Annotated in this window: 10 protein-coding genes and 1 pseudogene; 6 read left to right on the top strand and 5 right to left on the bottom strand. The window is 72.9% G+C overall.

All coding sequences use genetic code 11. The annotated features are described in order from the left end of the window. Positions 1 to 130: 130 nt before the first annotated feature. Positions 131 to 2,608 carry a beta-glucosidase family protein gene (locus J8N05_RS38630; protein WP_210891516.1) on the top strand — a complete coding sequence of 826 codons (2,478 nt, stop codon included), beginning with the start codon at positions 131 to 133 and terminating at the stop codon, positions 2,606 to 2,608. A gap of 112 nt (positions 2,609 to 2,720) precedes the next feature. Beyond that, positions 2,721 to 3,368, top strand: a complete 648-nt coding sequence (locus tag J8N05_RS38625; RefSeq protein ID WP_210891514.1) for a DedA family protein — start codon at positions 2,721 to 2,723, stop codon at positions 3,366 to 3,368. Positions 3,369 to 3,749: 381 nt separating this feature from the next. Here J8N05_RS38625 and J8N05_RS38620 read toward each other — a convergent pair whose 3' ends face one another. Next, positions 3,750 to 4,280: a gamma carbonic anhydrase family protein gene (locus J8N05_RS38620; protein WP_210891512.1), complete on the bottom strand. Its 531-nt coding sequence runs from the start codon at positions 4,278 to 4,280 to the stop codon at positions 3,750 to 3,752. Between the two features lie 39 nt (positions 4,281 to 4,319). On the opposite strand from J8N05_RS38620, the pseudogene J8N05_RS38615 reads away from it, so the two are divergent. Continuing rightward, positions 4,320 to 5,192, top strand: a pseudogene (locus J8N05_RS38615) (YhjD/YihY/BrkB family envelope integrity protein); the annotation flags it as partial. Between the two features lie 126 nt (positions 5,193 to 5,318). Beyond that, positions 5,319 to 6,668 (top strand): diacylglycerol/lipid kinase family protein, encoded by a 1,350-nt coding sequence (locus J8N05_RS38610; RefSeq protein WP_210894121.1) that lies wholly within the window; start codon positions 5,319 to 5,321, stop codon positions 6,666 to 6,668. 34 nt (positions 6,669 to 6,702) lie between these two features. Here J8N05_RS38610 and J8N05_RS38605 read toward each other — a convergent pair whose 3' ends face one another. Further along, positions 6,703 to 7,164, bottom strand: a complete 462-nt coding sequence (locus J8N05_RS38605) for a DUF7144 family membrane protein (RefSeq protein WP_210891510.1) — start codon at positions 7,162 to 7,164, stop codon at positions 6,703 to 6,705. A 195-nt stretch (positions 7,165 to 7,359) separates the two neighbouring features. Between J8N05_RS38605 and J8N05_RS38600 the strand changes: the two genes are divergently transcribed. Together J8N05_RS38600 and J8N05_RS38595 are read left to right on the top strand one after the other, a co-directional pair. Continuing rightward, positions 7,360 to 7,656 (top strand): hypothetical protein, encoded by a 297-nt coding sequence (locus tag J8N05_RS38600; protein ID WP_210891509.1) that lies wholly within the window; start codon positions 7,360 to 7,362, stop codon positions 7,654 to 7,656. Positions 7,657 to 7,767: 111 nt separating this feature from the next. Next, a complete protein-coding gene (locus J8N05_RS38595) occupies positions 7,768 to 8,250 on the top strand; it encodes a LuxR C-terminal-related transcriptional regulator (RefSeq protein WP_210891507.1) in 483 nt (160 codons plus the stop codon). A gap of 23 nt (positions 8,251 to 8,273) precedes the next feature. Here the strand turns inward: J8N05_RS38595 and J8N05_RS38590 are convergent, their stop codons facing one another. The 3 genes from J8N05_RS38590 to J8N05_RS38575 all read right to left on the bottom strand — a co-directional run bounded on the left by J8N05_RS38590 (position 8,274) and on the right by J8N05_RS38575 (position 12,173). Then, complete coding sequence (locus tag J8N05_RS38590) at positions 8,274 to 10,907, bottom strand: LuxR C-terminal-related transcriptional regulator (RefSeq protein WP_247706871.1); 2,634 nt, start codon at positions 10,905 to 10,907, stop codon at positions 8,274 to 8,276. 229 nt (positions 10,908 to 11,136) lie between these two features. Then, complete coding sequence (locus J8N05_RS38580) at positions 11,137 to 11,619, bottom strand: DUF1269 domain-containing protein (RefSeq protein ID WP_210891505.1); 483 nt, start codon at positions 11,617 to 11,619, stop codon at positions 11,137 to 11,139. Next, on the bottom strand, positions 11,619 to 12,173 hold the full coding sequence (locus J8N05_RS38575) for a DUF1269 domain-containing protein (protein WP_210891503.1): 555 nt from the start codon (positions 12,171 to 12,173) through the stop codon (positions 11,619 to 11,621). The genes J8N05_RS38580 and J8N05_RS38575 overlap by 1 nt, the downstream gene beginning before the upstream one ends. Positions 12,174 to 12,324 lie beyond the last annotated feature (151 nt).

The raw sequence follows: 12,324 nt of genomic DNA, 5'->3' as shown, positions 1-12,324 counted from the left end.
GACGGTGGCGCCTAACACTGTGGAAAGTCCCTTTTGTCGCATAGTGCGTCCGGAGGGCGAACCAGCACGGCCGCCCGCGCGCCCCGCGGTTCACCTCCTCGTGCCCGCACCCAACGAGGAGTGACGCCTCATGTCCGACCCCGTCTCCCGGCGGCCCGTGTCCCGCCGGTCCGTCCTGCGCCTGCTGGGCGGCGCGACCGCCGTGGCCCTCGCCGCGACCACCGGCACTCCCGCGTCCGCCCGTGCGGCCGTACGGGAACCGGCCGCGGGCCCCCGCGTCGAGAGCCTGCTCGCCCGGCTCACCCTGGACGAGAAGATCTCCCTGCTGCACGGCGCCACCGACCCGAAGGCCCTCGGCCAGGCCGGTTACGTCCCCGGCGTGCCACGGCTCGGCATCCCGCCCCTGCGCCTCGCCGACGGCCCCGCCGGAGTCCGCGTCAAGCGGCGTGCCACCGCCCTGCCCGCACCCGTCCTGCTCGCCTCCGCCTTCGACCCGGACCTCGCCCGCCGCTACGGCCGGGTCATCGGCCACGAGGGCCGCGCGCTGGGCCAGGACGTGCTGCTCTCCCCGATGGTCAACCTCGTCCGCACCCCGTACGCGGGCCGCAACTTCGAGACCTTCAGCGAGGACCCGCTGCTCTCCGCCGACCTCGTCGCCGAGGAGATCAAGGGCATCCAGGGCGAAGGACTCATCGCGACCGTCAAGCACTACGCGATGAACAACCAGGAGAAGGACCGCGAGACCGTCGACGTCCGGGTTGACGAGCAGACCCTCAACGAGGTCGAACTACGCGGCTTCGAGGCCGCCGTCGGCGCCGGAGCCCGCGCGGCCATGGGCGCCTACAACAAGGTCAACGGCGTCTACGCCTGCGAGAACAAGGAACTCCTCACCGACATCCTGCGCGACCGCTGGGGCTTCGAGGGCTGGGTGATGACCGACTGGTACGCCGCCCACAGCACCGTCGCCTCGCTCACCGCGGGCCTCGACATGGAGATGCCGAACAGCAGGTACTTCGGGGCCGCGCTGAAGACCGCGGTCCACGACGGCGGCGTCTCCGAGGAGTACGTCGACCGGTCCGTACGCCGCGTCCTCACCGCGATGGACGACTTCGGCCTCCTCGACGGCAGCGCCCCGCCCCGCCCGCGCCGGGATCCCGCGGCGGGCGCCGCCGTCGCCCTGGAGGTCGCCAAGGCGGGCGCCACCCTCCTGCACAACAAGAACGCCGCACTGCCCCTCACCGGCGAGGCCGCCCGCAGCATCGCCGTCATCGGCCCCACCGGCTCCCTCCCGTTCGTCAGCGGCGGCGGCAGCGCCCACGTCGTCCCCGACCACGCCGACAGCCCCCTGAAAGCCATCAGATCCCGCGCGGGCGAGGACGCCCGGGTCGCGTACGCACTCGGCGAGGACCTGTACGGCAAGCCTCTCCCGACGAACGCCCTCTCGGCAGGCATCACCCCCGAGGCACAGCGCGTCGCCGCGGGGAAGACCTGGACTTACGACGGCACCCTCACCGTCGAGGACACCGACGAGTGGACCTTCGTCATCCACTACTCCGGTACGCGGCCCAAGGTGCTCCTGGACGGCACGGAACTCTTCCCCGTGGTGGCCGGGCTCGCCGAGCAGTTCGCCGGCGGCCTCGTGTCGGCCGCCCCCGACGGCATGGCGGTACGGCGCAAGACGCTCGACCTCACCCCCGGCGGTCACCGGATTGAGATCACCGCGAAGGGCGGGGACACGGGACAGACGTTCCGGCTGCGGCGCGTCACCGGCGCGTCCCGCGGCCAGGACGTGGCCGAGGCCGTGCGGGCCGCGTCCGCCGCGCACAGCGTCGTCCTCTTCGCCTACGAGGACGCCACCGAGAACCAGGACCGCACGACCCTCGCGCTCCCCGGCCACCAGCCGGCCCTGATCGAGGCGGTGACCGCGGCCAACCCGCGCACCACCGTCGTCCTCAACACCTCCTCCTCGACCGCGATGCCCTGGCTGGAGCGCACCGCCGCCGTGCTGCAGATGTACTACCCCGGCCAGGAGGGCGCGGCGGCCACCGCGGCCGTCCTGTTCGGCGACTGCGACCCCGGCGGACGGCTCACCCAGTCCTTCCCGGCCGACGACGAGAGCCACCCCGTCGCCGGCGAACCGCGCCGCTACCCGGGCGTGAGCGGCGTCGAGGAGTACTCCGAGGGCATCCACGCCGGCTACCGCTGGTACGACGCCAAGGGCGTGCGGCCGCTGTTCCCCTTCGGGCACGGACTCTCGTACACCTCCTTCGCCTACGAGGACCTGGCGGTGGAACGGACCGGGGACGGGCTGGACGTCGTCCTCACCGTGCGCAACACCGGGCGGCGGGACGGCGTCGACATCCCGCAGGTGTACGTGGGCCCCTCGCCGGACCTGCGCGTCGAGCGCGCCGTCCGCGTGCTGAGCGGCTACCGGCGGCTCGGGCTCAAGGCGGGGGAGTCGCGCAGGATCACCGTGCGCGTCGACGAACGCACGCTGTCCTCGTGGGACCCGCGGCGGCACGGCTGGGTGCTCGGCACCGGACGGCGGACCGTATGGATCGGGGCCTCCTCGCGTGACCTGCGGCTGCGTACGACGGTGGCCGTGTGAGCGCCCGGCGGGCCGTCGGACAGGGGGCGTGAACCGGTAGGCTTCCCGGCGTGCGCGCGACCGAGCGCACGCCGGGCCCGGCCCGGACCGCGGTGATGGGGAGGAACCGGCGTTGCACGTCCAGGAATGGCTAGAGACCGTGCCTGCGGTCAGCATCTACGCGCTGGTGGGCCTGGTCATCGGCCTGGAGAGCCTGGGCATCCCGCTGCCGGGCGAGATCATCCTCGTCTCCTCGGCGCTGCTCGCCTCCCAGCACGGTGACATCAACCCCGTCATCCTCGGCGCCTGCGCGACGGCCGGCGCGATCATCGGTGACTCCATCGGGTACGCCATCGGCCGCAAGGGCGGGCGCCCGCTGCTGGCCTGGCTCGGCGCGAAGTTCCCCAAGCACTTCGGCGAGGGGCATATCGCCACCGCCGAGCGGTCCTTCGAGAAGTGGGGCATGTGGGCCGTCTTCTTCGGCCGCTTCATCGCCCTGCTGCGCATCTTCGCGGGCCCGCTCGCGGGTGTGCTGCGCATGCCGTACTGGAAGTTCCTGATCGCCAACGTCCTCGGCGGCATCGTCTGGGCGGGCGGCACCACGGCGGTCATCTACTACGTGGGCGTGGTGGCCGAATCCTGGCTCAAGCGCTTCTCCTGGCTGGGCCTGGTGCTGGCCGTCCTCATCGGCATCACGTCCATGCTGATCATGAAGCGCAAGGCAAAGAAGATGACGGCGGAGGCGGAGCCGACGGCGGACCCGGTCCCGGCGACCGACTAGCCCCGCAAGGGGCCCTGTAGGGGCGCGGGGAACGGCGCGCCCAGCCACAACGGTCCCGCACTTGGCGTACGGCCCCCAGGGCTCCGGCTGTTGTCTGCGGGCCGGTGGGGGTGGGCCGCGCAGTTCCCCGCGCCCCTGAAGGGGCTGCCTGTCGTGGGCGGTGTTTATCAGGGGCGCGGGGAACGGCGCGCCCAGCCACAACGGTCCCGCACTTGGCGTACGGCCCCCAGGCTCCGGCTGTTCTCTGCGGGTCGGTGGGGGTGGGCCGCGCAGTTCCCCGCGCCCCTGAAGGGGCTGCCCGTCGTGGGCGGGGTTTTTCAGGGGCGCGGGGAACTGCGCGATCAGCCACAGTGGACCCGCAGACAACGACCGGCCCCCGCCCTACCCCCCGTGCGCGTCCCGGTGGGCCTTCGCCAGTTCGACGTAGAACACCCCGTTCAGGGAGACCCCCTCCCGCTCCTCCGCGCTGAGTTCGCGCTTGACCTTCGCCGGAACACCTGCGACGAGCACCCCCGGAGGGACCCGCATACCCTGCGGCACCAACGCCTGCGCGGCGACCAGCGACCCCGCCCCGATCACCGCCCCGTTGAGGACCGTCGCCCCCATCCCCACCAGACAGTCGTCCTCGACGACCGCCCCGTGCACCACGGCGTTGTGCCCGATGGACACCCGCTCCCCGATGCTGATCGGAAACCCCGGGTCGACATGGAGCGTGCAGTTGTCCTGGACGTTGCTGTCGGCCCCGATCACGATCGGACCGCAGTCCGCGCGCAGCACCGCGCCGTACCAGACGCTCGCGCCCGGCCGCAGGGTGACGTCCCCGATGACCACGGACGTGGGCGCCACGAACGCCTCCGGGTCCAGCTGCGGATCCTTGCCGCCGATCCCCATGACCAGCGCCTCGTGCGTCATCACCGTCTCCTCGTCGTCGGTACACCGGCACCGTAGGCGATGGACCGCAGGCCCGGCCCCGCGGGTCCGTGTCACCCGCCCCGGGCGAGGCGCGTCGGCCCGGCGGGGAAGAGGGTGACGTGCCGACAGGTTTCCGGGGGCCGGGAGGGCACGGGCATGGTGTTCACGAGGCTCGCCCGGGCGATGACGGGCCGTATCGGGGTCCCCGTCGGCCGACAGCTCGTCAGCGTGAGCATCCTGGACATGGCGACCCGTCTCGCCGCGCAGGCCTTTCTGGCCGCGCTGCCGATGCTCTTCGCCATCGCGTCCTTCACTCCGCCCGCGATCCGCCGCGAACTGGTGGGCACGCTGCGCACCCAGCTGGGCACCACGGGACCGGTCCTGACCCAGGTGGACGAGGTCTACCGGGGCGCCGCCGATTCGCTGGAGACCTGGGGCGCGATCGGGGTGCTGGTGGCACTCCTGTCCGCGACCGCCTTCAGCCGGGCACTGCAACGGCTGTGCGAGCGCGCCTGGCACCTGCCGCGCGCCGGACTGCGGACCGTGGTGTGGCGCTGGGGCGTGTGGCTCCTGGTCTGGGTCACCGTGCTGGTGTCCCAGGGAACCCTGCGCGACGGATTCGGCGTCGGGACCGCCCTGGGGTTCCCCCTTCAGCTGATCGCCGCGGTCCTCATGTGGTGGTGGACGCAGCACCTGCTGCTCGCCGGGCGGGTGGCGTGGCTGCCGCTGCTGCCGGGCGCCCTGCTCACCGGGATCGGGGTCGTCCTGTACTCCGCCGTGTCCGGGCTCTGGCTGCCGCGCTCACTGGAGCTGAGCGTCGACCGGTACGGGCCGCTCGGCTCCGTCTTCACGGTGCTGTCGTGGCTCATCTTCTTCTTCGCGATCGTCGCGGGCGGCATCGCGATCGGGTACGTACTGGCCCACGACGCCCTCCTCAGTCCCTGGCTGGGACTGACGGAACCAGGAAAGGGCGGAACCACGGGCGGATCCCCTGCCGGGGGTGATGCGCCCCCGCCGGGCACGAACGATCGTCACGCCATGGAACCCACTACGCGGGGGCAGCGGTGGTCGGCGCGCGGAGCGCTGGCGGCGGCCGCGGCGGCGGTACTGGTGCTGGGCGTGTTCGCGGGACTGCGGACTTTCGCCCTGCTGGCTGTGGGACTGGCCGGTCTGGCGGTCACGGCGGCGGCACTCTGGTGGGTGCTCACGCGACGGAGCGTAGGGCGGCTGCTCGCCGCCGTGCTGGCCGTCGCCGCACCGGTGTGGATCGTCGTCGCGTACACCCGGGCCCATCTGGCGTGGGTCGTCGCCGTGGCCGGGGCACTGTCGATGTTCGCGGTCGGCGCGGGCCGCAGAGCCCTCGTCGGCGCCGACGGACCGGCCCGGACACCGGAGCACCCCGCCCCGCGGGTGCGGCACCCCGTCCTGATCATGAATCCGCGCTCGGGCGGCGGCAAGGTGGAACGGTTCGGGCTGCGGGAGAAGGCCGAGGCACTGGGCGCGCAGGTCCTCCTCCTGGAGGGGCCGGGCGACACCGACGTCGCCGAACTCGCGCGCAAGGCCGCGAGCGAGGGCGCCGATCTGCTCGGCGTCGCGGGCGGGGACGGCACCCAGGCGCTGGTGGCCGATGTCGCCGCCTCGCTCGACCTCCCCTTCCTGGTGGTGCCGGCCGGCACCCGCAACCACTTCGCCCTCGACCTGGGGCTCGACCGCGAGGATCCGGCGAAGGCGCTCGACGCCCTGACCGACGGGGTGCTGCTCCGCGTCGACCTGGGCCGCGCGGCCGGTCACCCCTTCGTCAACAACGTGTCGTTCGGGGCGTACGCCGAGGTGGTGCAGAGCCCGGCCTACCGCGACGGCAAGACCCGTACGACCCTGGAACTCCTCCCCGACCTGCTCGTGGGCCATCGCGGCGCGCGGCTCGCCGCCCGGGCCGGCGAGGCGGACTTCGAGGCACCGCAGGCGCTGTTGGTGAGCAACAACCCCTACGGCACGGGCGACATCGCCGGGCTGGGCCGCCGACCCCGCCTCGACGGCGGTGAGTTGGGGGTCGTCGGGGTCGACGTGGCCAGTGCCGCCCAGGCCGCCGGACTTCTGCGCGGACGCCGTGCCACCGGTCTGACCCGGGTCACCGCGCGGGAGGTGGTCGTCGACGCCGACCGGGAGCGGATCCCGGTCGGCGTCGACGGGGAGGCACTGAACCTGACCGTCCCCGTGCGCTGCGAGGCACGGCCGGGTGCGCTGCGTGTGCTGGTGCCGCGCGAGCGTCCGGGGACGCGCTCGCCGCTGCCCAGGCTCGACTGGTCCCGGATCGCCCGGCTGGCCCTGCCGTCGGCCCGCGGACACGCACGCCCGACGGCGGCACGGCCGGCGGAGCCCGGCGCATGAGCCGCACGAGCCGGGTCGGCCGGACGGTGCCGGGCTACATCGGCGCCCCGTAGACCTTGTGGGCCTGTGCGTGGCCGTAGCTGGCCAGGGACCAGATGATCAGCACGTCGAACGCGATGATCACGATCGACCAGAGCGGGTAGTACGGGGTGAAGAAGAAGTTCTCCATCGCGCTCAGCGCGGCGACCGTGATGCCGACGACCCGCGCCCAGGTCTTGCCCTTGAACACGCTGAAGGCGGCGGCCACGATGACGATCCCGGAGATCAGGTGGACCCAGCCCCACACATTGATGTTGAGGTCGTACGGGTAGTCGTTCGCCCGGGTGTAGAAGTTGTCCTCCATCAACGCGCCCATGCCGACGAACACCTGGTACGCGCCCACGATGGCCATCATGCAGACGGCGAAGACGACCCCGCCGACCATCAGTGGCTTGATCCGGGGTTCCTGCGGGGGCCGGCCCTGCCGGGTCTGCCCTGCCGAGGTCTGCTCAGCCATGTCGGGTACCTCCTTGTCGGGAGCAGGAGCATCCCGCTGATTCCGGGGGCTGAGCTTCACCCGCTGTGGATGAGTGTCGGAGCCGTGTGCGGACCGGACCGGCCGTCTCCGTCACCCCCGCTGTGTGATGTGTCCTTCGCACGGCCTGTGAGAATGGAGACGTGACCCGGCCCCGGGCAGCGGAGGTGACGCGGCATGGGAACGGCGGAGGAACGTCCTGGACCCGAGCGGGGCGAGGCGCGGCCCGTGGGCGGGGATTTCGAGATCCGGATCAAGGGCAGGGTCTCCCAGGCCTTCCGCTCCGCCTTCGCCGAGCTGACCGTCACGGTCAGTCCGCCGGAGACCGTCCTGCACGGCGCCCGGCTCGACCAGGCGGCGCTGTACGGAATCCTGGACCGCATTCAGGCCCTCGGACTGGAGCTGGTCGAAGTGCGCCGATTGCCCGAGGGACGCGGTCCCGGTACGGATCCCGCCTCCCCCAACGCGTTGTAGACGCCGTCCGGCATCTGGGTGAATTGGTCCTAAGTCCCCTTCCCGTCCCAAGATCCAGCCCGCACGGTTGCTGTGTACCGCCCTTCGCTCTCTGTCGAGGAGGTGAGTCGTATGCCTACCGTCCTGAAGGCCGAACGGGGAGGAAGGCAAGGGCACTTCGACGGGCCGGATTTCGTGCGGGTCTCCGTGCTGAGGGGGCAGTTACGGGCTCTGGACCGGGCTGCCGAGGACACGGACACCGTGGTGGCCGCGTGTCTGGTGTGGGTCGCCGACGCGCTCATGGACATCGCCGCCGAGTCGGGCGACCCGCGCAGTACGCATCTGTTGCTGGACGAGGCGTCGGCCGCGCTGGCCGCCGTGCCCTCCGGCGACGCCGGGCGTCCGGATCCCGCGACGCCGGCCGGCCTCCTGACGGAACGCGAGCACGCGGTGCTCGTCCGGCTCCAGGAGGACGTGCCGCTGCGGCAGATCGGCTCGGAACTCTTCATCTCGCACAACACGGTGAAGAGCCATGTGCGGGCCGTCTACCGCAAACTCAGGGTCTCGTCGCGCACGGGCGCCGTCGCCCGCGCGAGGCAACTGGGGCTTGTCTGAGACACCGTCAGCGGGCGCTCGCTCTACAGCAGTTCGAGTTCGCGGGCCCGCCGTACCGCCGCCGAACGCCGGGTCACGGCGAGCTTGCGGTAGACGCTCTTGAGATGCGTCTTCACCGTGTTCACCGACACGTACAGCTCGTCGGCGATCTCCTCCGTCGTCATCATCTGCGCCAGATGACGCAGGACATCGCGTTCGCGCGCGCTGAGCGACTCGACCGGGGCCCGCTCGTCCCGCGGCAGGGGGTCCGGCGTGCCGCGCGCGCCGGACACCGACCGCGCCGGGAGCCGGCGGGCGCGTGCCTCGTCGAGCGAGGCGGCGCACGCGTGCCGCACCGACTGCCGCAGCCCTTCGGCGAGCCAGCCGTCCGCCGTGAGGTCGGGGATGGCGTCCAGGGTCTCGGGTCGCGCCGTGCCGGTCTCCACCGCGGTCATGAGTTTGGCGACCAGTGAGCCGACGCCGGTGACGAACGGGTCGGGCACCTGGCGCAGGGTGGCACGGGCCCGGGAGAGTTCGCCCCGTGCCCGCTGCACGTCGAGGCGCGTCAGACCGATCCAGGACCGTACGACGTACAGCGCGGCCAGGGACGGGTCCGGCTCCGACGAGGCCTGCGGTGCGGGGTGCCGGGCGTGCCCGGCGAACTGGTCCGCGGCCCGGAACCGCCCGCGCAGCACCTCAAGCAGCGCCAGTTCGGAGAGGCAGTCCCGGCGCAGGACACCGTTCTCGGCCGCGGAGGCGGCCTTGAGGGCGGTGGTCAGGGACGCCTCCGCCGCCTTGAGGTCGCCCTCCCGCAGCTCGGCGCGGCCACGGACCGACAGGGTCAGCGCCACCAGTTCGGGTCGGTCCTCCAGCAGGCCGCGCGGCAGCCGGGCGAAGAGCCGCTCGGCGTCCGCCGCGGCGGCCCTCGCCGCCGTGAGGTGCCGGGGGCGGTCCCTCGTCATCCGGATCACGGAGTGCGCCAGCCGGCACCGGGCGATCCGGTCGGTGCCGCCCCCGGGCAGCTCCCCGATCAGCCGGTCGGCGAGGGCGAGGCTCTCCGTGCAGGCCGGCCCGTCGCCCCGGGCGAGCGCCGCCGCCGAGGTGACGAGCGCGGACTCCGGTCCGGGGGCCTTCCGGGCGGCCCCCGTGGGGCCGGCGGGCGGCGTCCGGGTCAGCAGTTCGCCGGGCAGCCGGGTGCTCGTCAGGGCGAGGACCTGCCCGATCGCCAGCTGATGCACGACGAGACGGTCGGCGTAGCGGCGGTCGTCCGCGGCGAGGGCATGGCGTACCGCCTCGGCGAGGAGTCCGTGCTCGCCCAGCCACTCGGCCGCCCGGCCGTGCAGATCGGGCACGAGGTCCGGTGCCTCGTGGCGCAGCCGCACCCGCAGGACGTCGGCGAACATCCGGTGGCACCGGTACCACCCGTGACCGATGTGCTGCAGGAAGGAGCTCTGCGCGACGAGCGCCGCGAAGTGCCGGCCGGCCTCCTGGCCCGCGACCTGGGTGGCCAGTTCGGCGTTCAGATGGTCCAGCACGCTGGTCGTCAGCAGGAGCCTGCGCATCGCCGGGGGCTGGCCGTCCAGGACCTCCTCGACCAGGTAGCTGACGATCGCCTCGTCCTCGCCCGCGAACCGTGCCACGAACCGCTCCGGGTGGGGATGCCCCTGCATGGACATCGCGGCCAGCCGCAGGCCGGCCGCCCAGCCGTCCGCCCGCTCGCGCAGGGTCTTCACCACCGGCCGTGGCACCTCGACACCGTGCTGGGCCAGCAGCGCCGCCGTCTCCCGGTCGTCGAAGGCGAGGTCCCCGGTGCGCAGTTCGGTGAGGTCGCCGGCCAGCCGGTACCGGTGCAGATGCAGCGGCGGATCCCGGCGCGAGACCACGACCAGCCGCAGGGCGGGGGTCGCGTGCCGGAGGAGCCGGACCATGCCCTCGGCGACCGGTGAGCCGCTCTCCGGCTGGAAGTCGTCCAGGACGAGGACGACGGGCTCCTCGCGGGCGGCGAGGTCGGCCGCGAGGGCGGCCACGAGCATGGGCTGTCCTGCTGACGGGCCGGGTGGCACCGCTGCGGCCGGGAAGCCGTGGAGTCCGACTGCGTCGGGGGCGGCGGCGTACAGACCTGTGCTCCGGGGCGTGCCGTTGGCGGTTGGTTGTCGGCTGCGGGCCGGTGGGGGCTGGTCGCGCAGTTCCTCGCGCCCCTTGGGGGGCGCCTGTGGTGCGCCCTGTTCCGGGGTGTGCTCGCTGCTGCGGGTGGGTGGGGGCTGGTCGCGCAGTTCCTCGCGCCCCTTGAGGGGTGCCTGTGGCGGGCCCTGTTCGGGGGTGTGCTCGCCGTTGTCGCGCTCCTTCAAGGGCGGCTGGGGGGCCGGGACGATGAAGCCCGGGGGTGTGAGGGGTGGGGCGGCGAGTGACGGCAGGTCTATCTCCGCCTCGCGCAGCGCCGCCAGGACGCGCGGCCAGAAGACGTCGGGCTGCTCCTCCGCCCCGTCGCAGGTCACCCAGGCCACCGGACCCGGCGCACGCCGCGTGTGCGCCCACTCCACCGCCAGCGCCGACTTGCCCGCTCCCACAGGGCCCACGACCACGGTCAACGGGCCCAGTACGCCCTGCGAGAGACGGTCCGTCAGCCGGGGGCGGGGGACCAGCCACGTCGGCAGCGGTGGCACACCGGGCGGGGACATGCGGGGCGCTCGGTGCTGCCGTCTCACAGAGGTCCCGACGCGGGCCGGCGGGGGCGGGGCAGGCGGGTCCGGCGGGCGCCGTCGTTCTGTCCGCTCGTCCATCGGTGGTACCTCGCTCCCAGCGCAGTGGACGTCCGCCAGACGAGAGTGTGGCCCGCACCGGGAAGCCGCGGACCGGTGCGGGCCACATCTCACCCGGGTGAAGTTCGCCCGGGCGCGTCGACGGGTTTCACTGCTGCAGGGTGGCGATCAGCTCCTCCTCGCGCTCCTTGGTCAGCGACGTGCGCAGCACGGTGGGACCGAACGGACGCAGCGCCTCGCGCACCCGGTCGGGCGTCGAACGCCGGACGAGCGCGAAGACGGCTGCCCGGCCCGGTTCGAGCGTGCCCGCGATCTCCTTGATGAACGCGTCGTTGATGCCCACGTCCGTGAGCTTCCCGGCGAGCGCGCCCGTGCCCGCGCCGACCGCGGCACCGAACACCGGCATCAGGAAGAGCAGGCCGAAGAGCGTGCCCCACAGGGCGCCCCCGGCGGCTCCGTGCGCGGTGGGGCTGAAGGACTGGCGGACATGGATCTTGCCGTCCGGGGTCCGCCAGGCGAGCGCCGCGTCCTCCAGGTCGAGAAGTTCCTGCTTGGACAGGTCCTTCGAGAGGCGCAGCACGGATTCGGCCTTCTCCTTGTCGGAGAAGCCGAGCACGACGAGATCGGTCATCAGGACCTCCTGGTGTCACGGCCGGACGTCCGGCCCTTACGGGTTTGTTCCGAGGCCGCCTCGTCCAGTCGCGCGACGGCGTCGGTGATTTCCACGACCACGAGGCCGAGGGACTCCTCCGTGAGGAAGCCCTCCGCGACGGGCACGCCGCCCGCGTCGCGGATCGCCGCCCTCAGTTCCCTGGCCCAGGTGTGTTCCAGCAGGACGAAGCCGGCGGCGGTCCCCGGGGTCAGTTGCCCCGCCAGGCCCAGGATGTCGTCCGGTGCGAGACCGAAGGCGTTCCCCTCGGCCAGCGACGGGAACTCCGCCTCCGCGCCCTCCAGCACCTCGCGCGAGATGCCGAGCAGGGCGGCGACGGTCTGCCCCATGCCCTCGGCCTGGTAGTCGAGCGTGACGAGACTTCCGTCGGCCTCCTTCTGTACGAAGAGCAGGTCCAGCAAGCGGACTTGGCCGCTGCGGTCGAGCGCCACGAGCTCGTCGATGATCCTTCCCTCGAACTTCGCGTCGGGTCCGAACTCGACCGTCAGCAGTTGCACAGGTCCGATCCTGACCATGACCGCTCCCTTCGATGTGGTCCGCCTCCATCCAGCCGCCTTCCGGCCCGGTGCGCGTCACCCGCCACAGGTGAGGGGACGGACCGCCGGGGGCCTCACCCGCGGCAGGTGAGGCACCGCCGGAGGGGGCCGGACAGACTGACGCAGCCCC

Origin of the sequence: Streptomyces liliiviolaceus, assembly GCF_018070025.1 — a bacterium.
GTDB lineage: Bacteria > Actinomycetota > Actinomycetes > Streptomycetales > Streptomycetaceae > Streptomyces > Streptomyces liliiviolaceus.
The sequence above is the reverse complement of the archived record's forward strand: the minus strand, read 5'-3'. Positions and strand labels throughout refer to the sequence as shown.